Below are 21,947 nucleotides of genomic sequence, written 5' to 3'. Positions count from 1 at the left end.
CACACCCAGCAAACCGGTTTTGCTCAAACTGGTTTGCTGATAAACCCAATCCATACAAAGAATGCAGCGAGCCAGAAATTATAATTTAGCATCATTTCTAGATCCCTCCTGATTTAATATAATTTTCTTAACACGATGACTGTTATAAGAATCCTCTTGAATGTAATTGTTATCACTCATTCAAATACCTATGGGCACCTCTAAAAATCCAAATTTCGTCACAACACACTTTGTTACTCTAAAAAAATGCTTCCTTACATATCATGCAGTTAAGAAAATACGGATGGTATCTGAATAGACATGTTACGAACGTAAACAGGAAAAAATATTTCTTACAATGGTACATTTACAAAAACTACCATACCTTGCCGTAAAATTCTTACGGCAAGGTATTTTCATTCCTAGATCAGTTCATTTTCATAATCTGCAATAATCTCATTGATTATCGACCGAACAGAAATTGCTCTATTAGAATTATTAGCTTGAATAGATTCCTTCAGATCTCTGATCGCATTTTCCAGCTTTACACGATGCAGTGCATCCAAACGTAGCTCGAGATCAGACAAAATGATACTGGCATACAACGATAATCTTTCCGAAGCAAGCAAAGCCTGGTTCCTATCGGAACTAAAATTAACCTCAATCTGGTTCATGCTTCGTTTTAACTGACCGAGGATACCTTTATTGATTTCACTGACGACTGAATCGGCAACTACATTTGCCAGATCACCTGTAAATTGCGCATGAAGATGACTGCTACCTGAAGGATTATCTTGGGATATAAATGCATCGACCGTACGATAGAAATATTCGCCTTCGATTTGCTGTTCCTTGGCTTTATCGATATCTGAACTCCGATTGGTAATAATACCCTCCACTTCTCGCAACACCCCAATCAGAAAACTTCTTGCCAACGGAATGATGATATTCTCGCGTGCCAGCGATAAAGAAAAACGATCATCGGCATTTTCTTTGTTGAGCGCTCGTTTGCCTTGAGCGAATGCAGACAAGATTTGATAATCGAGATCCGGGTCCCTGCCAGTCGTAATGGATTTCTTATCCGCTGAAAGTACTTTGTCTTCTCGGTTCGCTGTTTTGGCGATAGCTGTATACGCCGAATAGGCTCTATCCCATTCGAGAGCTAGCGCATCCGTCGATAAACCCACAAATTGTTCCGCCACCAGTGTCACGCGATTATAGACAACCAGGGCAAACACTCTTTGCAATGATTTATCGATTACTTGAAGTGCCTGAGCAAGTTGACTTCCACTTTTTGCTTGATCAATTGCATTCAAAACATCCTGATCTATCTTTGTCCCATAGATTTGATCGACGATTTTCGTAAGTTGCTGTAAATCATCTATATATTTCGCAGCAATTGCGTCAACATCAATAGGACTCTTAGCTCTTAATTCACTAATTACCAGAAAATTTGCAACGGCATTATCGATAATGGCAGTATGATGCACTATTTCATATTTGGCACGATTGAGTTGATTCTCGTACTTTGTCAATATTGCAGTAACTGCATCACGCGCTTGTGTGGATTTAACTGCACTCAGCTCCTTGCTTGCAGTCAATAGATTTTCCAGTTCTTGTTCCAGATTACTGCGTTCACCAGCTCCTAACCGTAACTCCAGATCCGGTAAAAAAACTCTGGCAAAGTACTTAGCACCCGCTGCTTCCGCCAACGCATGCGCACTATCTCCCGATGTTATCGCACTCGCTTGACCGTTCATTTCGGCTACCACACGAGAGATAAAGCCTTTACCTAACTCACTTACTATCTCATCAGCAACAACCTTTGAAAACTCGCCTGTCAATTGTGCTTTTATTTTTAAGCTACCTGCAGGGTTCCCCCTTGCTACCAACGGTTCAATAATTCGATAAAAGATTTCACCTTCTTTTTGTGCAATGCGCGCTTCATCTGGGTCTGTAGTGCGATTATTTAGGATGCCAGAGACTTCGCGTAACACTCCAATGTAATAGGCTCGAGCGAGAGACATCCTAATGCCATATCTGGCAGCTTGAACGGTATTGAAATCTTCGTCAGGATTGCTTTTATTTAGTGCCGTTCTTACGTTAGAGAAAAAATCATTAATATCAACATCCAGACCTGGTTTACTGCCAGCTTCAAGCGCTTGTCTATCCGCCGTCAATACTTGATTTTCCCTTGCGACGGTAGCAGAAATCGCTTGAAATGCTGCCACTGATTCATCCAACATTGCAATCAATGTGGGCGTTGTTGCGGTTTTAAACTCATCCCGAATAGCGGAAATACGGTTCCAAATAATTTGGTAAAAAACACGTTGTAAAGTCTTGTCGATCACTTGAGCTGCCAATAATGGCTCATGATCGTTTTTAATATCATCGATTGCAGCCAGAACATCGCTATCCAATGTCAAGGAATTGACGGTATCGATCTCCTGCGTCAATGTTTGTAAAGCGCCCGCATGAGCAGTTGCCACTGCTTCACCGTTAATCGGGAATTCTTTACGCAGTGTTCCAATCGTCTTGAATGCAGCAACAGCTGCTTCAATAGCCGCAACATTGGATTCTGCGGCTGCATTGCTCATAGAAAATGTAATAAAACACAAACTCACCATCAACAACCTGCTTAGTGAATTTATGTATCTCTTAAATAAAAACATTATAAAAAAGCTCCTCTAAAATTAATTTTAATAAATGCAAACGCTAATCATAATGATAATTATTACTAATAGCAATCAAAAAACTTCTTTAGTTTTATACCGCCTAAAAGTTGGCGATTAATGTTGCCCTGACAGCAATGGGAGAGCCGGGCGTAATATTAAAGTCGTTTTGTGCTGCAGCGAAATATTTCGTGTCAAATAAGTTCTCAATATTCAACTGACCGCGAAACCGTTTTGTAAATTGTGCAAACAGTGCTGCGTCAACACGGGTAAAATCAGGCAAGCTGACGCGATTAGTCAATGAAGTAAACATACTATCCCGGTGAATCACACCAAATGCTGCACCAATACTGGGCGTAATGTCATACCGGCTCCATACAGAGAATGTGTGACGGGGCAGCTCCGCAACCGAGGCGCCTTTTTTAGCAATGCCAAATATATCACCGGTAATTTCCCCAACCTGGTAGGCATAACCACCCATCACACTCCAGTTTGAAGTCAACTGACCAGCAAGGCTAGCTTCAACACCTTCGGTACGCTGTCCTTTGGTTAAAAAAGTTTGCCCTCCGACAACCGAGTTAATGACATTACTACGATCCAGTTGATACACAGAAGCGGTAAAAGCCAAATCAGGACGAATATCCCATTTGACACCAGTTTCCAGCGTCGTAAATTTTTCCGGCTTGAGTGTTTCAATAGTGACATTTAATGATGTCAGTTGGTCACCTGCTCGTGGAACATAAGCTTGGCTATAACTTGCATAAAATGAGACAGGCTCAATCGGTTTATAGATCAAACCAAATCGCGGCGCAATTAAATCATCTCGCGTCTTTAAATGATCTCTTGGACCATTCTTTTGCTGGAAATTCACTTCAAACAAGTCATAGCGCACGCCCACAATCGCCTGAAGTTTTGGCATTATTTCAATCTGATCTTGAATATAAAGTGAGGTTACATTCACAATGCTACGATTTAGAGCATCCACATCCCCACCGGCATCTCTGTTTCTAAAAGTAATCGGCACATTGGTAATCGAATTACTCAGAGGAACAAACAAGTTAGTATTGGCAAGATTATTATTAAATAAGCCTGTTTCACGCCTGTTATGGGTATCCTGGCGACCTATTTCAATCCCCGCCATCAGTGTGTGCGAAATAGGTCCGGTATTTAAGGAGTAAAGCAAGTTCGTTTGATTAAATACATTCTCACGCGTTGATGCATTGTTATATGCCCCCAGCGATACTTGTTCAGTCGAAACATTAAATCCACCATTGGCAAATACATTTTGATAAAACTTATCATAAGTTGCATAATTCGTCCGGTTCTGTAGCGTAATCCCAGAATCAAATTTATGCTCAATCAAAGAATTGAACGACAACACGTTGATGTTCGCATTGCTACGATTAGGATCTCCAAAGAATTGTGATCGACGAACATCGACCGGTCCCGTTACTTCTCCACGAGCGCCTAGAACCGAGGTAATACCCCGATCAGCAGTACGATCATCATGAAATCGCTCCATACTCGCAACCACTTTAGTCCGATGCGTTGGTTTGAGGGTTACTGTCGGGGATATTCCAAGCCGCTCCGAACTTACGCCATCACGAAAACTACCAGCATCTTCGTATACCGCATTTAAACGAATTGCAGCGACATCATTAATCACATGCCCGACATCTGCCGTCATTCTTTTTTGATTAAAAGATCCGCCTTGGAAACTAAACTCTCGCACGGGATCCCAATTGGCTTGCTTGGTAACACGATTAACAACGCCACCTGAACCGCCACGACCAAAAATCATACCATTGGCACCTTTGAGCACCTCAACACGCTCAATATTATAAAGATCGCGGTAGTACTCGACGTCATCACGGATACCGTCAGTAAAAAAATCGCCGGTCGAACGATTACCTCGAAACACGAGTGCATCGCGATTGCCCTCACCCTGCGAGACGCCAACACCGGGCACATAACGGACTGCGTCAGCAATACTTCGGATTGATTGATCCTTAATCAGTTCATTGGTTATAACCGTAATGGATTGCGGAACATCGCGCAACAAAGTATTGGTTTTCGTTGCTGTAGTGGTACTGACTGCCGCATACCGGTTGGTATTGCTGGCAGTAATCTGTATTGAAGGTAATGTGGTTACGACAGGGTCTGCTGAGGATGCCGGCACTTCCGTAAGTGCATAGCTATCATCCTGTTTCACCACTTGCAAACCAGAACCAGTGAGCAATTGATCCAAGCCCGATTTAATCTCAAAATTACCAGTTAATCCTAGCGTTACTTTTCCCTGTAATTTCACAGGATCAATAGCAAGTTTTATTCCTGCCTGTTGTGCAAACTGGATTAGTGCTTCGTGTAAGTAGCCGGCTGGGATACTATAGGTTCGTTGCGCAGATGGAGTAGCGCTATTTAATGATTCTGCAATAACTGGTTTAGACAGGAAAACTATCGTCAGACTCAGACTGATTAATACTGCACAAAAATAAATACTTCGAATAAAGCCACGGATAGTCATAATATTAGGGCGTAATTATTTTTGTAGTTTTTACCAAACCCTGGAGCAGATAACTACTATTCCAGCATGACGTATAAGGCGACAAAAGTGATCCAAAGATAAGAATGGGTCTAATAAAAGCAGTTTGGAACAGGTAAGTCCTGTTCGTAATTAGCCAAGACATCCTTGATCTCGCACAACAGGAACATTTCTGAAAATCCTCAGCAAGACAAAGCTTTTGCTGAAATCACGACAATCGACAATCGTTAATTTAAGAAAGGACCATACTATTACAGCTTCTCTTCCTTAGGCCGCAGTTTCACACATACACACTGATTGAGAAATCAAATCCGGCAGTTTGGATTTTTGCACCAGTGTCTGATCCAGAACTTGTTTAGCATGGCATGCACAAATACCGCACTGTTCAGCAACTCCCAAGGAAGCCTTCAAATCTCTCATTCGATCAGCACCCTGATAGATCGCTTCGCGTAATGCACTTTCTGTTACTCCCTTGCAAACACATACATACATATTAAATACCTTGAGATCTGTATTCAGAAAAACCAATATTTATAAAATAAACATCAAAGAATTATTACTAATGAGAATGATTCGTAATTATACAAGAATCTTTATAAAAAGCAATCCCACGCTCTTCTCCAAACAAAATTTGTAGTACCAGAAATACCGCCATTGCACTACGACGCAATTAGGACGGAAACCTGATAAAGATTAGGAATAGCTATTCCCAAGGCAGGATTGATAAACTGAGAAATGTGCAAGAGGATTGCAAAAAGCGCGAATGATTTAGTCTTAGCATGAGTAACTGGTAAAAAACAGTAGCAGTCACAGTATCAAACAAGGCCTATCAAACTTTAAATTAATCTCCCACGTCTAATTTTTCATATTGCCCTACTAAGCTTCATAGAACAAAATTCTTTGCTGCGACATCTCTTTTTGAAGAAGACTTAAGATTAACTATGATCGTTGCTACTATTCCGAAGGATCTGTAATAAAACCGATTCTTGCCATACCAGCCTTGGCTGCAATGCTCATCACTCGTGCGACATGTTCATAATGTGCCAGTTTGTCCGCGCGAATATGTAATTCTGTTTTAGGCGCCTGAGTCACCTTCGCAGCAAAGCGCGGTGACAATTGTTCCAATGTTACGGGTTCACCGTTCCAAAAAAGACTGCCATCCGCACGGATAGCCAACTCAACATGCTCTGGCTGAGTAATATTGGGAGCACTTTCAGCTTTTGGTAGATCGATTTTGACTGAATGCGTAAGGAGCGGCGCTGTAATAATAAAAATTATTAACAAAACCAACATGACATCTACCAGTGGCACCACGTTAATTTCCGCCATGGGCGCCTGACGGCCGCTATCCTGCATACTACCGAATGCCATCATTGCCCCCTTTCAACAACGGCATCCGTCATTTCTGTGACGGCTGCTGACGGTGTTTGCAGTAAAGAAACCGGCGCATCATTGTTATCACCCACAGTAATCAATATGAACAGATCATGCGCGAAAGCTTCCAGTCGCGCGAGCCAAATACGATTACGGCGCACAAAAGTGTTATAGGCAAGCACTGCCGGTATCGCCACCGCCAGCCCTAGTGCTGTCATGATCAATGCTTCACCGACAGGGCCAGCCACTTTATCCAATGTGCCCTGACCTGAAAGCCCAATTTGTATCAGCGCATGATAGATTCCCCACACCGTTCCAAACAAACCAATATAAGGCGCTGCAGAACCGGCAGTTGCGATCAGAGTCAGGCCATTCTCAACACGGGTAGCCTCCTGATCAATTCCGTTCCGCAATGTACGTGTCAGAAACTCACTGGTACCACCAGCTGCAGCCAATTTATGTGAACTGTGAATCTTGGAATCTGCCGCCGCATCAATACCCAGCTTGGCAAGCTCTGCAAATGCATTATTCGGTGCGGCATTCTTAAACTCAACATTCACCGCTTGCAGGGAATCGAAACTCCAGAAATGTTTTAAGAAAGCCTCAGCACGGCGTTTTGCAATAAGATTAGTGATACTTTTTGTGATGATCAAATACCAGCTCGCAACTGAAAGTGACAGCAGTAACACCAGCACACTGATACCAACGCCATCGATTTGGGCGAGAAAGTGAGAAAAGCCGAGTCCTTTTTCCATTGATTAATTTCCTTGCAGTACAAAATTAAAGGGTTGTAAGGCAACAGCCCGAACCGGCTGGCCATTTCGCAGCGATGGATTACATTGCCAGCTTTTCACTGCGGTTAATGCAGCCGCATCAAGACGTTCATAACCACTGCTATTAATAACTTTTGCCTCGTCAATATGCCCAGTTTCATCGAGTTCCACGCGCAGCACCAATTTACCCTCTTCGCCCATACGCCGTGAAATGGCAGGATAATCGGGCGCAGTCAATTTAGGGCAAGAAACAGACAATTCCGATGACAACGTAACTGGCCCTGTTTGCATTTGTGTTGGCGGCGCCTCAACCACAGGCTTGGATTCTTTTGCTTGTTCCACTACTGGCTCCGGTAGAGACTCAACTTGTTTCTGCTCCGATGCCACAGGTGACTGTGTTATGAGGCGCTCTTGTTTTGGCTTAACCACAGGTTTTTTTGCCGGTTGAAGTTTAACGGGTGCAGGTTCTGGCAAGGCTTTAGGTACAGCATTAGGCGGTGATGATGCAATTAACTCGGCAAACAATGTGACCATTTGTTCAGGCGGTGGAATTAAACGCTGATTCCATAGAAAATAAAATAATACAGCGTGCACTATGAGTACAAACAAAAATCCGGGTAATGAGATAAAACGTTGCCACGACCCTAAATACTCAATATTTTTCCGAGATAATGATTGCATTACAGAATAACAAATCCAGACAAACTGCTTACTTACTTGATCTAAGATGGGTTGGATGCCAGTGATTTTGCTTTTTATTTATGAACCCTAAATTACAGCCCCGCCATATTATAGTTGTTATAATATACACATAAGTTCAGGTTACGCTTTGTAATCTAATATAATAACGCAAACGATAATAATTATCAATCACTGAAACTTATACTGAATTATTTTTTAACATGCACTATCTCGCTACTTCCTTACCGACTCCTATTTGGCTATCACATCACAACGCCATCACTCTTATCGATCCAAGTCAAATATGACCAACTCAACACCCGGCTTCTGGCGGCGAATAATCTGTATGATTTATGAGTTTCTTCTTTTATTGGCCGTTTTATTTCTCGCCAGTTTTATTTTCCACCTCATTTTCAGCGATACACAAGCCACATACTTTAGACCACTGTTTCAGTTTTATCTGCTCATTATTATGGGATACTACTTTTCTTGGTACTGGACACATGGCGGACAAACGCTGGCTATGCAAACCTGGAAGATGCGTCTTGTCGCCACAGATGGCAGCAGCTTAACGAAAAAACAGGCCATTACACGCTACCTATTTGCATTAATAAGCATTTTCTTTTTTGGTTTTGGAATTATCTGGGCGCTATTTGATCGCGATCATCAATTTCTTCATGACCGGTTGGCAGGGACCCGCATCATTAAAAAAGAAAATTAGAATTAACGAAAATTTCACACTTTCAAGGGTTGTCATTAAATCTCATCCACCCACCTAATCAATGCACAGAATTTCAAACTTTGTTTTTAAGAAACAATGTATAATGAATAAATTGTTATAATTTTACTAACGCGCCAAGTTGCACATAAAGATTGGGTTCCGCAATCCGTAAAATATAAACACAAACCATACTTTCATACAGATCTTCACTCAAACAGATGCGTAGCCAAATTCTCTCAGCAACCGTTAATCTAAAACTCTTATTCAGAGAATTCACAATTCAGGCTAATAGTTTAATTATCTTAGTTGCAACGCTCTCTATTTTGATAATTGACTTACAACTACCACTGGGTGTCGCAGCCGGCGCACCCTATGCATTAGTCATATTTGCCAGCCTGTGGGTGTGTGGGATTCAATTTACCTACTTTATTGCTGCATTGGGAATTATATTCACAATAATCGGCTTCTATTTATCGCCTGGCATAGTAGTACCGATGAATATTGTTCTGTTTAATCGGGGCATTACTTTATTATTGATCATCTGTTCCGCAATCATGGTCATCAAAATCAAAAAGGCGAATATTGATATATCCAGCTTAATGTCTCAGATACTGATCGACCCAATTACCGGATATAAGAATAGACAAGCGTTTGAGTCTGAATTAGACACTGAAATACTGCGTTGCAAACGCTATCATCGAAATCTATGTGTCGCTATTATTGACATTGATCTTTTAAAGCTATTTAGTGATAACTATGATTTTAGAAATAAGAATGATTCCATTAAAAGAATCTCCCACGAGATTAAAACCGATATCCGAACATCCGATCTTTTCTACCGTATAGATATTAATGTATTTGCTATTTTATTTCATGAAACAGAATTAACCGAAGCCAAAGATGTATGTGAAGCAATTCGCAAAAAGATTTCTGCCAAGATAGATAAAAACACAGAAAACAAAATCACAATAAGTATCGGTATTGCTACGCTGAATGAAGCAGATAAAAGAATAAATTTGTGTAAACGTGCAGAAGAGGCATTATTTATTTCAAAACGTAACGGAGGGAATTTTGTTTCAACCTTGCCGGAAGTTGCCAATAAAGAAAAACCCAACGTAGCTGCTATCTTATCGCGATCAAGATCTAATTGATTAAATTTTGAGATTTTTCTCGAACAATTCCACTCTAAGGGTTGAAGCCAGGAAAGACACTATCTTGTTCAGTCCTACTCAGATACCTCAGATTTAAACAATAAAATGCATTTACCGATGCACTAGAGAAATCACTTCAGATTCTCTTATATAATTTAGCGTATCAGACAGACAAAACCTTTCGTTTCTGAGATACCCATGAGTTTAATAAATAAACCAATGGCCAAGAAAAGCAGCCATTCCTTCTCACCCAGAGTAGCCCGATTATTGCGTGAATCCGGTTGGTTGATCCTAGTGGGTGCCGCACTTTATCTCATATTGATATTTTTTAGTTATGATCGCGGAGATGCAGGTTGGTCACATAGCGGCGATTCCAATCAAATTCAGAATGCAGGCGGACATGTTGGCGCCTGGCTGGCTGATTTTCTGCTGTACCTGTTTGGCGCCTCCGCATGGTGGTGGGTCGCTTTCTTTCTCTCAGCCGTTAGCTGGAGCTACCACCGCATTGATACTGCCGGAATTTTTGACCGGCACTCCGTGTTACTCTCAGCGGGAGGTTTTTTACTGCTGCTATCTGCCAGTAGCGGATTGGAGTCGCTCAGGTTTTACACCATCAGTGTTTCGCTGCCGCTGGTGCCGGGCGGTATGCTAGGTAGTACTATCAGTCATTATCTCTCACAGATACTCGGTTTTATCGGTGCAACACTAACATTATTAATATTCATCGCAATCGGTTTCAGTCAATTTACCGGCCTATCCTGGGTACGTTTTGTAGAAAAGATCGGTGAAAGCATTGAGAATCTCTTATTACTGACAAAAGAACTATGGGAAACAAGAAAAGACAAATTTGCAGGCATTGTTGCATCGCACGTTCGCGAGAAAGTCGTCGAGAATGAAAAGAAACGCATAGAAAGCAGCCCGCTCCTGCATATTGAGCCGCCCACTACGAATATTATTAAATCGCAACGTATTGTCAAAGAAAGGCAGCCTTCTCTATTTTCTGACTTACCCGATTCGCCTTTACCCCCTCTGCATCTTCTGGATGAGCCGGAAAAAGACTTTGAAGTGCTATCCAAGGAAACCATCGAATTCACATCCCGTTTAATCGAACGAAAACTCAAGGAATTTGGCGTGGATGTCAAAGTAGTCGCCGCTTTCCCCGGTCCAGTTATTACACGCTATGAAATTGAACCGGCGGTCGGTGTCAAAGGCAATCAGGTCATCAATCTGATTAAAGATCTGGCACGTGCATTATCCGTGGCCAGTATCCGGGTGGTCGAAACCATTCCGGGAAAAACCAGTATGGGACTCGAAATCCCCAATCCCAAGCGACAAATTGTGCGACTGCAGGAAATCCTCAGTTCACAGGTATATGCCGACTCTGCTTCACCACTGACCATTGCGTTAGGTAAGGATATCAGCGGACGCCCGGTTGTATCGGATCTGGCAAAAATGCCTCATGCACTGGTAGCCGGAACAACCGGCTCAGGAAAATCCGTCGCGATTAATGCGGTCATTCTAAGCCTGGTCTATAAAACTACTCCAGATCAAACCCGCTTGATCCTGATTGACCCGAAAATGTTGGAATTATCCGTGTATGAAGGCATTCCGCATCTGCTGACGCCCGTTGTAACCGATATGCGCGAAGCCGCCAGTGCACTACGCTGGTGTGTCAACGAAATGGAACGGCGCTATAAGCTGATGTCAGCGCTGGGTGTACGCAATCTCGGCGGCTACAATCAAAAAATTCGTGATGCCGTTAAAAATGAAGAACCTGTGGTTAATCCATTTGCGCCGCCAGAAGCACCGGAGTACCTGGAAGAATTACCGCTCATTGTTGTGGTGATTGATGAATTAGCCGATTTGATGATGGTCGTGGGTAAAAAAGTTGAGCATCTGATCGCCCGCCTGGCACAAAAAGCAAGGGCATCCGGTATACATCTTTTATTGGCAACGCAACGCCCTTCAGTCGATGTGATTACCGGCCTGATCAAAGCCAATATTCCGACCCGGATTGCCTTTCAAGTATCCAGCAAGATTGATTCACGCACCATTCTCGATCAAATGGGTGCCGAGGCGCTGCTGGGCCAAGGGGACATGTTGTATTTACCGCCGGGTAGCGGCTACCCGCAGCGCATTCACGGTGCTTTTGTTGCCGATCACGAAGTACACAGAGTGGTTGAGTATCTGAAAGAGCATGGCGAACCAAACTACATCGAAGATATTTTAAAGATTGATGACGAAGAAAGCGATGCCGGTAACTCGCTTGATATTAAAAAGCCGGCAGAAGGTGAAGCAGATCCGCTCTACGACGAGGCTGTGGCTATTGTCGTCAAAACCCGCCGCGCTTCGATTTCTTTGGTGCAAAGGAATTTACGTATCGGCTATAATCGCGCAGCGCGGCTCATCGAAGAAATGGAGCGAACCGGTTTGGTTTCGTCCATGCAAAGCAACGGCAACCGGGAAGTATTGGCTCCGTCACGCGGCGAGTGATCTAATTCTCGGCGATCATGCTTAGCACCCCCCGACAACATCACAACAGGAACATTATGGTTCGTTCAAGCTGTGCCTTTTTTTTCTTGTTATTCGTTAGCCTGATACCGGTACGCGTTGAAGCGGCCGCCATCGACAGTCTAAAAACCTTCATCCAGGAAACCCGTACGGTACGCGCAAATTTTTCTCAAACGCTGTATGACAAAAACGCCCGCACCATACAGGAATCAAACGGTACCATGCAATTTGAACGCCCGGAGAAATTCCGCTGGACGTATGATAAACCGTATGAACAACTCATCGTAGGCGACGGCACGCAGGTTTGGTTTTATGATCGCGACCTCAATCAGGTTACCGTGCGGCAATTCAATATCGCTATCGGCAGCAGCCCGGCTGCGCTCCTTGCCGGTAGCAGTGCCATCGAAGATAATTTCGAGCTGATTGAACTCGGCCTGCAAAATCAGATTGAATGGCTTGAGGCCATTCCAAAAAGCAAAGAAAGCGCTTTTGAGTTTATCCAAATGGGATTTTCACCGGAAGGCGCACTTAAGATTATGGCGTTACGCGATAGTTTTGGCCAAACCACATTACTGGTATTTTCAGATCTGGACAAGAATCCCAGTTTACCGGCTGATTTATTTAAATTCATACCTCCTGATAATGCAGATGTCATCAGCGAGTGATACCGATCTGTTTTCATCCAACAAACCCAAAGCGCCACTCGCCGAACAGCTACGCCCCAAGCATCTGAACGATGTCATCGGGCAAAGCCACTTGCTCGGCGCCGGGAAGCCGTTGCGCCTGGCTTTTGAATCGGGAAAACCGCACTCGATGATTTTATGGGGTCCGCCGGGAACAGGAAAAACCACACTGGCACGTATCATGTCAACCGAATTTAATAGCGAATTCATTGCCTTGTCTGCTGTGCTGTCAGGTATAAAAGATATTCGCAACGCAATTGAACAAGCCCAATTAGTATTGCAACAAAGCGGGCGGCATACCATTCTTCTTGTCGACGAAGTACACCGTTTTAACAAATCACAACAAGACGCTTTCTTGCCGTACGTTGAACAAGGCTTGATCACTTTTATCGGCGCCACGACCGAGAACCCCTCGTTTGAAGTGAATAACGCACTTCTGTCGCGTGCCCAGGTTTATGTTCTCACTGCCTTATCCGAACAAGAATTGTCTCAGCTATTTGAACGCGCACAAAAACTGGCGCTCGGTAATCTGCAATTCTCGGACGAAGCACGACATCTCTTGATCGAATTCTCCGATGGCGATGCGCGACGCTTGCTGAATCTGCTCGAGCAAATCAGCACGGTGGCTGAAACTAAAACTAGTTCAGAAATTAGCAAAGACACTGTTCTCAATGCATTGTCGCGCAATGCCCGCAACTTTGACAACGGTGGTGACGCGTTTTACGACCAGATATCCGCCTTACACAAATCCATACGCGGATCTTCCCCCGACGCGGCACTCTACTGGTTGTGCCGTATGCTCGATGGCGGAACCGATGCCTTGTATATCGGGCGACGTTTGGTTCGCATGGCAACCGAAGACATTGGCCTGGCAGATCCCCGCGCCTTGCGCCTGGCGTTAGACGCTTGCGAGACTTACGAGCGTCTGGGCAGCCCGGAAGGCGAATTGGCATTAGCGCAAGCGGCTTTGTATCTCGCTTGCGCGCCCAAAAGTAACGCGGCCTACCTAGCTTACAATAAAGCACGTGCCTTCATTGCACATGACAAATCACGCCGTGTGCCCATCCATCTGCGCAATGCGCCAACCCAATTGATGAAAGAAATCGGTCATGGAAACGCATACCGCTATGCGCATGATTGCCCGGAGGCATACGCGGCTGGAGAAAATTACTTCCCGGACGAAATGCCGGAGGTCAGTTTTTATCAACCAACGGTCTACGGATTGGAGCAAAAAATACTGGAAAAACTGACTTATTTGCGCAATCTGGATAAGCAAGCTAAGCATAAAATATAAAGGGCATCTCTAGAAATCCAAATTTCGTCACAACACTTTGTCGCTTGAAAAAAATGTTTCCTTACATAGTATGCATATGCTGCGTAACCATTTTTTTCTCGTGCCCCGTGTTGTTTAGAACTTTGAATTTTTAGAGGAGCCCTAAAAATCATTTCAATCTACACCGGCTATTTTGGAGTTTTTGTATGTTAGATATTCAACAACTACGGACTGATCTGGATACTGTCACCCGGCAGCTTGCCAAAAGAGGTTATGCCTTTCCGACCGAAGCGTTTAATGCCTTAGAGGCGGAACGCAAAACCATTCAGACCCAAACTCAGGAGCTGCAAGCACAGCGCAATGCGGCATCGAAAAAAATCGGTAATGCCAAGAGTAAAGGGGAAGATGTTTCGGTCATAATGGCCGAAGTAGCGCATCTGGGCGACGCGCTAAAGCAAGCCGAGACGCAATTGGAGCAAATTCAGAACAGCTTGCAGAAAATATTGCTCGAAGTCCCTAACCTGCCTCACGACAGCGTTCCGGAAGGAAAAAATGAAGAGCATAATCAGCAGATTCGCCGCTGGGGCGAGCCGCGGCAATTTGATTTTGCCATCAAAGATCATGTCAGCATCGGTGAAGGGCTAGGACTATTGGATTTTGAAACGGCTGCGAAACTCAGTGGCACACGATTCAGCCTGATGAAAGGCGGACTTGCCCGTTTACACCGCGCACTCGCTCAATTCATGCTGGATACCCATACGCAGGAACACGGCTACATGGAAGCGTATGTACCCTATTTGGTTAATCGGGAAAGTTTACGCGGCACGGGTCAATTACCCAAGTTCGAAGAAGATTTGTTTGCAGTCAACGCCAGTGGTGTAGATCATTCCGGGGCAGCCAATTCACCGGAGTTTCATCTCATCCCAACTGCAGAAGTACCTATTACCAATATGGTGCGTGATGAAATCGTACCACTGCAATCCCTGCCGCTAAAATATGTTGCACATACACCGTGTTTTCGTTCCGAGGCGGGCAGTTATGGCAGGGATACGCGCGGCCTGATCCGCCAGCATCAATTTGACAAGGTTGAACTGGTGCACATTGTTCACCCCGATCAATCCTATGAAGCTCTGGAGCAATTGGTCGGTCATGCGGAAAAGATTCTACAGAAATTGGCGCTCCCTTATCGCGTCATGGCACTGTGCACGGGTGACATGGGCTTTTCGGCGGCGAAAACGTACGATATTGAAGTCTGGCTACCGGCACAAAATACTTACCGGGAAATTTCCTCATGCAGTAACTGTGAAGCATTCCAGGCACGGCGCATGCAAGCACGCTTTCGCAATGAAAATGGGAAACCCGCGCTGCTGCATACATTGAACGGTTCCGGGCTGGCTGTGGGTCGCACGCTGGTGGCGGTGCTGGAAAATTATCAGAATGCGGATGGCAGTGTCTCCATTCCGGAAGTTTTACGTCCTTATATGAATGGCCTTGACCAACTCGGGAGAACCGGAGGAGAATGAAAAACGAAGTATCTTTTAATATTTTATAGGGTTCATCATCATGCACAATGAAAATACCAGCAAGCCAAACAACAGTGATATGGAAGCGTTAGAAGCTGAAGTTCGTGAGGCGGTAGCCAATGGTTCACATATTCAGGATATCGTACACCGTTTAACGCTGAAAGCAATGAACGCGCAGCGTGTTGATCTGGACTCCTTACAGCGGATCATCACTGCCGTCATGCAAGGCGCGCACGACGGCGCTTCGCAACAGTTACAGCAAGCAACCAATCAGGCGCATGCTGCAAAAACACAAATCACTGAAGCAGTCTCTGGATTGGATTCAGCGCTGGCAAAATTTGCCGAAGCTTCCAAGCTCGCCATTGAAGAAGCGGCAGGGCAGGCAAAAAAATTCTCTGATACAGAATTGGCACGCACCCGTTCTGACCTGGAAAGCCTGGAAAGCCTGTTCCTGGATACGCTGCATCACACAGCCACAGCCGCACAAGGGTTGATTGCCGATGTTCTGCTCGATTTGAGCCACCATGCCAAAAATACTGGCACTAATGTGGGATCGCAGTTGAAAGAAACATTGGCCACTTTCGCGCAGCAGATCGCTTCGGTGGGACATTCTCAAGTGGAAGCAGGTACCAGTTTGGCACAAAAGACCGCTGATTTTGTTAACAAATCTGCGAGCGGTGTGCTATCTGGAATCAAGGATCAATCCAAAACCGGCAAGCACTAAAGCAGCCGGTTTAACCGTGATCTTCGCCGCCCAACGCATCGATGACGTCGGTGATGAGCTGGCTCAACTCACCCGTCATAATGGCAAAGTCACTGGCAAATAACTCTTCATCCGATTCGGTAGATTCTTTCAGGATATCCAAAGGTGTAATCCGCCGAAGTTGAAGATTGTCCTGCAAAACAAATGAAATTTTGCTGTTCCAGGTCATCGCCAATTTGATCACTCGCTTTCCTGCCCGGATATGCCGCGTTGTTTCTTCGGCTTCCAAAACATGGCGGGTATATTTGACCGTTGCTTTTTCATCACTCATGCCTTGCAGTTCACAATCGCGATCAATCGTAAAAATGGATGGCAGGTCATCGCCGGACAGCCATCGCGTCATGGCCGAAGCAGGCGAAATTTGCGTATCCAGCGGCTCCAAAGCCAGGCCATTCAACGATTTCAGCAGTACCTCAACGAATTCATCGGCTTTGGTGGGACTCGCCGTATCGATAACCAGCCGGTTATTGACGCCATCAATCCAGGCATACGTCTTATGGCGTTGTGTAAAGGCACGTGGCAACAACTCAATAATCGTTGCTTCCTTAATGTCTCTAACCTGTTTCTTGCCCGGCTTGTAGCCCTGCGTTTGTTCAATTTGCGCAAGCCGGGATTTGGCATGTTGATTAATCACCCCGGCCGGCAATAATTTCTTTTCAACCCCCAAAGCGACCAACCACTGCTGGCCATAAGCATGCACAAAACTCTCTTTTTCCTCGCGCGGCACAACCCAACCACGGCTTTGCATCTCCATTTGCATGCAGGGTTGCAAGGCACGCTGTGAAAGTACCTCCTCGAGACTATTCAGTGTTATATTTCCGCTGGCGATACGATATGCTTGTAAGTTTCTAAACCACATAATTTTACTCAATTAATCGATTGTATTTAGCAATTCTCATTGCATGAAAAAAGTTTACTCTGCCAACAATTTGATGGAAGCACAGATAGTACTTGATCTGCTCGAACACGCCTATATTCCGGCGCAATTATTTAACCAACACGCGCAAAGCGGCATGGGGGAAATACCCTTCACGCATGCCTACCCGGAAGTTTGGGTCATGCGTGACGCAGACTATGAGCGCGGCAAACTTGTGATTGAAGCCTACGAGAAAGCTCCGGTGGCGACAGGAACCGTACACTGCCCAGCTTGCGGTGAGGAAAATCCGGCGAATTTTCAGTTGTGCTGGAAATGCGGGGGTGGTTTGGAGGTTGCGTTGCACCAAGATCATATTCGCAACTAACTTTCGTGCTAAAGAAAAATATTCTTTTGAAGTTATTTTGCACCATTTGGAAATTCAAGAAATAGTCATGACAAATAAATTTGCTTCGACATCTCAGCCTCACATCGCCATTTTTCACGTTGACTCTATTCCAGCTAATACCTTCGCAGACTTCACGCAATTGATTTCTTGCGACGAACTAAACCTTCAAATTGAATCACATGAAGAAAGTGGACCATATGCCACATTAGAGTGGCTGCTCCCAACCGCTGTCATCGTTTACATCAGCAAATCCTACTTCGATGGCTTTCTTAAAGAAATGGGAAAAGATCACTACAACTTACTGAAAGCAGGTTTCAAAAAGCTATCAGAAAAGATTATTGGACCATCAGCACCTAAAATCACTTTGCTTGGGTCATCTGGAAAAATCTCTAAGGAGCAACTTTACTCGCTTGTATTTTCCGTCCTGGCCGAAATTGATTCTGAAATTAAATTCAAGCTGCTTATTTCAACCGACTCATCTCAAGAGGAATACGAACAAGGTATTCAAGCATTCTTGGCATTTCTATATGATTTCCATTTGTATAAGCTAGATTCAAGAATGATTGAAATACTTAATTCTGCACGAGTAATAAATGGTGTAATTCTCTTGGCTTTCAATCAAGAAACCAAAGCAATCGAGGTAATTGATCCAATTTCAAATCGATTTCCACCCAATGAGGCATAGCGCTGCAGTGTAATGCAGTAAAATAAAGTGAATTTGCGAACCTCAATAAGTAACTTCACTGATTAGTGCTTTGGTTCTTATCGTTACCGCAACAAATTGCGATTGTATGACAGATTGGTTTACCATCCCTTCCTCGTTTTCATTCTTCCAAATTCAACTCCATGCTGCCATCGATAGAACAACGCCTCGCCAAAGAACTGGCTGTAAAACTGACACAAATTCTATCCACCGTTAAATTATTGGACGAAGGCGCCACCGTGCCTTTTATCGCCCGCTATCGCAAAGAAGCCACCGGTGGACTGGATGACGTGCAACTGCGCTTGCTGGAAGAGCGCTTGCACAGTTTGCGTGAACTCGAAAAAAGGCGGCTTGCGATCATTTCGGCGATCGAAAAGCAAAACAAAATGACCCCGGAACTACTCGATGCCATCACGCATACCGAAGACAAAGCTCATCTGGAAGATTTGTATCTGCCGTATCGCAAAAAACGCCGCACCAAGGCGCAAATAGCCCATGAAGCCGGTTTGCAAGCGTTGGCGGATTCATTGCTGAATAACCCGAGGCTCAATCCAGAAACCGAAGCGGCCAAATATCTTAAAGCGCCTTTCACTACCGAGGAAGGCGACAATCCCGGCGTTGCGGATACGGAACAGGCGCTGGAAGGCGCACAGCATATCCTGATGGAACGTTTCGCCGAACAGGCGCCGTTACTCCAGACGCTACGTGAATATCTGCGCAGGCATGGCATCCTGACTGCCAAAGCCGCCAAGGACAAAAAAGACAGCGACACCAAATTCACCGATTACCATGATTATGCGGAAGCGATCAGCAAAATCCCGTCGCATCGCGCGTTGGCTTTGCTGCGCGGTGAGCGCGAAACGGTTTTGAAGTTAAAGCTGCACTTGGATTCCGAAATCGAAGAAAAAACGCGCACGACCGCGCTCAACCCGTGCGAGCTGTTAATCGCCCGGCAATTCAGCATCCACGATCAAAAGCGCCCGGCAGATGCCTGGTTGATCGATACGGTTCACGCGAGCTGGCGCACGAAAATCTTTGCGCATCTGGAAACCGAGTTCATGAGCAATCTGCAGGAACGCGCCGAAACCGAGGCGATTCAGGTGTTTGCACAAAACCTCAAAGCCCTGCTGCTGGCCCCGCCCGCCGGTCCGCGCGTCACCATCGGCCTCGATCCGGGGCTACGCACCGGCGTAAAAGTCGCGGTCGTGGATGCCACCGGGAAAGTATTGGCCACCACCACCATTTATCCGCACCCGCCGAGAAATGACTGGGACGCTGCGCTGCAGACGTTAAAGCAATTGGCTGAGCAGCATCAGGCAACGCTGATTGCGATTGGCAACGGCACGGCATCGCGCGAAACCGATCATCTGGCCAAGGATCTGATTAAAAAATACCCGCAACTCAAACTCACTTCAATCATGGTATCCGAAGCCGGTGCCTCGGTGTATTCCGCTTCCGAACTCGCTTCTGAAGAATTGCCGGATCTGGACGTGTCGCTGCGCGGCGCGGTGTCGATTGCACGCCGTTTGCAAGATCCGCTGGCTGAGCTGGTCAAAATTGATCCCAAATCGATTGGCGTCGGCCAGTATCAGCATGATGTCGACCAGAACAAATTGGCGCGGTCACTCGATTCCGTCGTGGAAGACAGCGTCAACGCCATCGGCGTCGATGTGAATACCGCTTCTCCGGCGTTGCTGCGCTATGTCGCCGGTCTCAGCAGCAAGATCGCGCACAATATCGTCACGCTACGCAACACCAAAGGCAGGTTCGTTAAGCGCACAGACTTGCTGAAAGTCCCCAGCCTGGGTGAAAAAACCTTTGAACAAGCCGCCGGATTCTTGCGCATCGCCAACGGCACGAACCCGCTGGATGCTTCCGCCGTGCACCCGGAATCGTACCCGCTGGTCGAGCAAATCCTCCGTGACGTCAAATTGGATGTCCATGGATTGATCGGCAATCAACCGGTGCTGAAATCCATCCGCCCGGAAAAATACGCGAACGCGCAATTCGGCCTGCTGACCGTCAAAGATATCCTGCACGAACTCGAAAAACCCGGCCGCGATCCCCGCTCCACCTTCAAAACCGCCACGTTCAAGGAAGGCATTGAAACGATAAAGGACTTACACCCCGGCATGGTGCTCGAAGGCGTAGTCACCAACGTCGCAGCCTTCGGCGCGTTTGTCGACATCGGCGTGCATCAGGATGGACTCGTGCATATCTCCGCGTTGGCGGATAAGTTTGTCAAAGATCCGCATACGGTTGCCAAGGTGGGGCAAGTGGTTACCGTCAAAGTGCTGGAGGTCGATGAGAAGCGCAAGCGGATTGCGTTAACAATGCGGTTGGTTGATAGTACCACTACTGAATAATGACAATCATTTTATAGATCTAAGGAGAGAAAATGTTATTTGGTCTACTGATTGGCGTATTGCTATCTCTGATCGCATTTACTATTGCTCTTGCAATAGGCGAAAACATTCCATTCCTTCAAATAGCCCAAGCCACGGGCTCTATCGCCATCGGCATCAGTGCGATAGTCGCCTTGAAATTATACTTGACCACGATCAAGAGACACAAATCAGAAGATTTAAGAAAAGCATCACAGGAGTACCTTCAGGAAGCAATAAAACTTCTGGAGAGAACATACGACATTTTCACCGACAAAGGGACAAACACGGATCCTCCTCGTAATAACCGCTTACTATGGCTTACAACCGCCCGCATGTTTCTTCGCTACTACAGAATCAGAGATAAGATAGACCAAGAAGACCACAAGGAAATTGTGAAGGAGCACGAAGAATATTGGAGGTTCCAGCTGTACAACATACTTGAGCGGAATAAGATAAATTTCAGCATCGCGTATTTCCAGCCGAGCGGGAACATGTATGGGGGAGACCCCATACAGCGGGATTCAATTGGAGTTATTTTTGATTTTGCTCGATGGTATGACGACACCGAAGATCCATTGAAAAATATAGACGTTATAACAATGTATGCAAAAGGCGCAGTACCAATTGATCAGTTAGGTGTTAAAAGTTTCATTGAGCAGTATGAAAAATATACTGCAAAAATTAATGCTAGAAAGAAGGAGCTGGGCTATGACTCCTAATACTACACCGCTCCACTCGATAATGGACCCGTGAAGCGAGGTAGGGTGGATCAGCGAAACGCCATCCACCAACAACACAGATGCTGCGGAGAGAATAAAAATAGTCGGTGATGAAAAATTGATCTCCTTCAACACTCCTTAATAACACAACGAATTTCCGGGAATCACCACCTTCAGCCTGCAATAGGTTGCGGAACTCGATCAGAATGGCACTTTTCCGCGAAGCCTGG

The 21,947-nt window shown here is 45.3% G+C and carries 18 protein-coding genes; 11 read left to right on the top strand and 7 right to left on the bottom strand.

Translation table 11 applies throughout. The features are described 5' to 3' along the window. Window positions 1-401: 401 nt before the first annotated feature. From ACH10T_RS13275 to ACH10T_RS13250, 6 genes are all read right to left on the bottom strand, one after another. Window positions 402-2,576 carry a hypothetical protein gene (locus ACH10T_RS13275; protein WP_394809735.1) on the bottom strand — a complete coding sequence of 725 codons (2,175 nt, stop codon included), beginning with the start codon at window positions 2,574-2,576 and terminating at the stop codon, window positions 402-404. Window positions 2,577-2,754: 178 nt separating this feature from the next. After that, window positions 2,755-5,175 carry a TonB-dependent siderophore receptor gene (locus ACH10T_RS13270; protein ID WP_394809734.1) on the bottom strand — a complete coding sequence of 807 codons (2,421 nt, stop codon included), beginning with the start codon at window positions 5,173-5,175 and terminating at the stop codon, window positions 2,755-2,757. Between the two features lie 285 nt (window positions 5,176-5,460). Beyond that, window positions 5,461-5,685, bottom strand: a complete 225-nt coding sequence (locus tag ACH10T_RS13265; RefSeq protein ID WP_394809733.1) for a (2Fe-2S)-binding protein — start codon at window positions 5,683-5,685, stop codon at window positions 5,461-5,463. Between the two features lie 462 nt (window positions 5,686-6,147). Continuing rightward, window positions 6,148-6,564, bottom strand: a complete 417-nt coding sequence (locus tag ACH10T_RS13260; RefSeq protein ID WP_394809732.1) for an ExbD/TolR family protein — start codon at window positions 6,562-6,564, stop codon at window positions 6,148-6,150. Next, window positions 6,564-7,322: a MotA/TolQ/ExbB proton channel family protein gene (locus tag ACH10T_RS13255; RefSeq protein WP_394809731.1), complete on the bottom strand. Its 759-nt coding sequence runs from the start codon at window positions 7,320-7,322 to the stop codon at window positions 6,564-6,566. Before ACH10T_RS13255 ends, ACH10T_RS13260 begins: the two co-directional genes overlap by 1 nt. 3 nt (window positions 7,323-7,325) lie before the next feature. After that, window positions 7,326-8,021: a TonB family protein gene (locus ACH10T_RS13250; RefSeq protein WP_394809730.1), complete on the bottom strand. Its 696-nt coding sequence runs from the start codon at window positions 8,019-8,021 to the stop codon at window positions 7,326-7,328. A gap of 304 nt (window positions 8,022-8,325) precedes the next feature. Between ACH10T_RS13250 and ACH10T_RS13245 the strand changes: the two genes are divergently transcribed. The 7 genes from ACH10T_RS13245 (at window position 8,326) to ACH10T_RS13215 (ending at window position 16,607) form a co-directional block, all read left to right on the top strand. Next, entirely contained in the window at window positions 8,326-8,742 is a 417-nt protein-coding gene (locus ACH10T_RS13245) for an RDD family protein (protein ID WP_394809729.1), read from the top strand. Between the two features lie 218 nt (window positions 8,743-8,960). Next, window positions 8,961-9,893 carry a GGDEF domain-containing protein gene (locus tag ACH10T_RS13240; protein ID WP_394809728.1) on the top strand — a complete coding sequence of 311 codons (933 nt, stop codon included), beginning with the start codon at window positions 8,961-8,963 and terminating at the stop codon, window positions 9,891-9,893. A 198-nt stretch (window positions 9,894-10,091) separates the two neighbouring features. Continuing rightward, window positions 10,092-12,386, top strand: coding sequence for a DNA translocase FtsK (locus tag ACH10T_RS13235; RefSeq protein WP_394809727.1), 2,295 nt, complete (start codon window positions 10,092-10,094; stop codon window positions 12,384-12,386). A gap of 56 nt (window positions 12,387-12,442) precedes the next feature. Next, complete coding sequence (lolA, locus tag ACH10T_RS13230; protein WP_394809726.1) at window positions 12,443-13,069, top strand: outer membrane lipoprotein chaperone LolA; 627 nt, start codon at window positions 12,443-12,445, stop codon at window positions 13,067-13,069. Then, on the top strand, window positions 13,047-14,381 hold the full coding sequence (locus ACH10T_RS13225; protein WP_394809725.1) for a replication-associated recombination protein A: 1,335 nt from the start codon (window positions 13,047-13,049) through the stop codon (window positions 14,379-14,381). Before lolA ends, ACH10T_RS13225 begins: the two co-directional genes overlap by 23 nt. Before the next feature lie 185 nt (window positions 14,382-14,566). After that, a complete protein-coding gene (serS, locus tag ACH10T_RS13220) occupies window positions 14,567-15,883 on the top strand; it encodes a serine--tRNA ligase (RefSeq protein ID WP_394809724.1) in 1,317 nt (438 codons plus the stop codon). A 40-nt stretch (window positions 15,884-15,923) separates the two neighbouring features. Then, on the top strand, window positions 15,924-16,607 hold the full coding sequence (locus tag ACH10T_RS13215) for a DUF6781 family protein (RefSeq protein ID WP_394809723.1): 684 nt from the start codon (window positions 15,924-15,926) through the stop codon (window positions 16,605-16,607). A gap of 10 nt (window positions 16,608-16,617) precedes the next feature. Here ACH10T_RS13215 and ACH10T_RS13210 read toward each other — a convergent pair whose 3' ends face one another. Continuing rightward, a complete protein-coding gene (locus ACH10T_RS13210; protein ID WP_394809754.1) occupies window positions 16,618-17,505 on the bottom strand; it encodes a recombination-associated protein RdgC in 888 nt (295 codons plus the stop codon). Between the two features lie 43 nt (window positions 17,506-17,548). Between ACH10T_RS13210 and ACH10T_RS13205 the strand changes: the two genes are divergently transcribed. From ACH10T_RS13205 to ACH10T_RS13190, 4 genes are all read left to right on the top strand, one after another. Further along, window positions 17,549-17,887 carry a DUF2007 domain-containing protein gene (locus ACH10T_RS13205; protein ID WP_394809722.1) on the top strand — a complete coding sequence of 113 codons (339 nt, stop codon included), beginning with the start codon at window positions 17,549-17,551 and terminating at the stop codon, window positions 17,885-17,887. Window positions 17,888-17,954: 67 nt separating this feature from the next. Beyond that, complete coding sequence (locus tag ACH10T_RS13200) at window positions 17,955-18,593, top strand: hypothetical protein (RefSeq protein ID WP_394809721.1); 639 nt, start codon at window positions 17,955-17,957, stop codon at window positions 18,591-18,593. Between the two features lie 161 nt (window positions 18,594-18,754). Next, entirely contained in the window at window positions 18,755-20,977 is a 2,223-nt protein-coding gene (locus tag ACH10T_RS13195; RefSeq protein WP_394809720.1) for a Tex family protein, read from the top strand. A 32-nt stretch (window positions 20,978-21,009) separates the two neighbouring features. Next, window positions 21,010-21,717 carry a hypothetical protein gene (locus ACH10T_RS13190; RefSeq protein WP_394809719.1) on the top strand — a complete coding sequence of 236 codons (708 nt, stop codon included), beginning with the start codon at window positions 21,010-21,012 and terminating at the stop codon, window positions 21,715-21,717. The last annotated feature ends 230 nt before the right edge of the window (window positions 21,718-21,947 follow it).

This window comes from Nitrosomonas sp. (genome assembly GCF_043753625.1).
Classification (GTDB): domain Bacteria; phylum Pseudomonadota; class Gammaproteobacteria; order Burkholderiales; family Nitrosomonadaceae; genus Nitrosomonas.
Note: the sequence above shows the minus strand (reverse complement) of the source record. Positions and strands in the feature narration are given on the sequence as shown.

What these genes read in the sequence shown, in the direction of transcription:
- ACH10T_RS13270 (WP_394809734.1), bottom strand. Translation starts at nt 5,175, where the DNA reads ATGACTATCCGTGGCTTTATTCGAAGTATTTATTTTTGTGCAGTATTA.
- lolA (WP_394809726.1), top strand. Translation starts at nt 12,443, where the DNA reads ATGGTTCGTTCAAGCTGTGCCTTTTTTTTCTTGTTATTCGTTAGCCTG.
- ACH10T_RS13210 (WP_394809754.1), bottom strand. Translation starts at nt 17,505, where the DNA reads ATGTGGTTTAGAAACTTACAAGCATATCGTATCGCCAGCGGAAATATA.
- ACH10T_RS13225 (WP_394809725.1), top strand. Translation starts at nt 13,047, where the DNA reads ATGCAGATGTCATCAGCGAGTGATACCGATCTGTTTTCATCCAACAAA.
- ACH10T_RS13235 (WP_394809727.1), top strand. Translation starts at nt 10,092, where the DNA reads ATGAGTTTAATAAATAAACCAATGGCCAAGAAAAGCAGCCATTCCTTC.
- ACH10T_RS13275 (WP_394809735.1), bottom strand. Translation starts at nt 2,576, where the DNA reads ATGAGCAATGCAGCCGCAGAATCCAATGTTGCGGCTATTGAAGCAGCT.
- ACH10T_RS13200 (WP_394809721.1), top strand. Translation starts at nt 17,955, where the DNA reads ATGACAAATAAATTTGCTTCGACATCTCAGCCTCACATCGCCATTTTT.
- ACH10T_RS13250 (WP_394809730.1), bottom strand. Translation starts at nt 8,021, where the DNA reads ATGCAATCATTATCTCGGAAAAATATTGAGTATTTAGGGTCGTGGCAA.
- ACH10T_RS13240 (WP_394809728.1), top strand. Translation starts at nt 8,961, where the DNA reads ATGCGTAGCCAAATTCTCTCAGCAACCGTTAATCTAAAACTCTTATTC.
- ACH10T_RS13255 (WP_394809731.1), bottom strand. Translation starts at nt 7,322, where the DNA reads ATGGAAAAAGGACTCGGCTTTTCTCACTTTCTCGCCCAAATCGATGGC.
- ACH10T_RS13205 (WP_394809722.1), top strand. Translation starts at nt 17,549, where the DNA reads ATGAAAAAAGTTTACTCTGCCAACAATTTGATGGAAGCACAGATAGTA.
- ACH10T_RS13245 (WP_394809729.1), top strand. Translation starts at nt 8,326, where the DNA reads ATGACCAACTCAACACCCGGCTTCTGGCGGCGAATAATCTGTATGATT.
- ACH10T_RS13215 (WP_394809723.1), top strand. Translation starts at nt 15,924, where the DNA reads ATGCACAATGAAAATACCAGCAAGCCAAACAACAGTGATATGGAAGCG.
- ACH10T_RS13190 (WP_394809719.1), top strand. Translation starts at nt 21,010, where the DNA reads ATGTTATTTGGTCTACTGATTGGCGTATTGCTATCTCTGATCGCATTT.
- ACH10T_RS13260 (WP_394809732.1), bottom strand. Translation starts at nt 6,564, where the DNA reads ATGGCATTCGGTAGTATGCAGGATAGCGGCCGTCAGGCGCCCATGGCG.
- serS (WP_394809724.1), top strand. Translation starts at nt 14,567, where the DNA reads ATGTTAGATATTCAACAACTACGGACTGATCTGGATACTGTCACCCGG.
- ACH10T_RS13195 (WP_394809720.1), top strand. Translation starts at nt 18,755, where the DNA reads ATGCTGCCATCGATAGAACAACGCCTCGCCAAAGAACTGGCTGTAAAA.
- ACH10T_RS13265 (WP_394809733.1), bottom strand. Translation starts at nt 5,685, where the DNA reads ATGTATGTATGTGTTTGCAAGGGAGTAACAGAAAGTGCATTACGCGAA.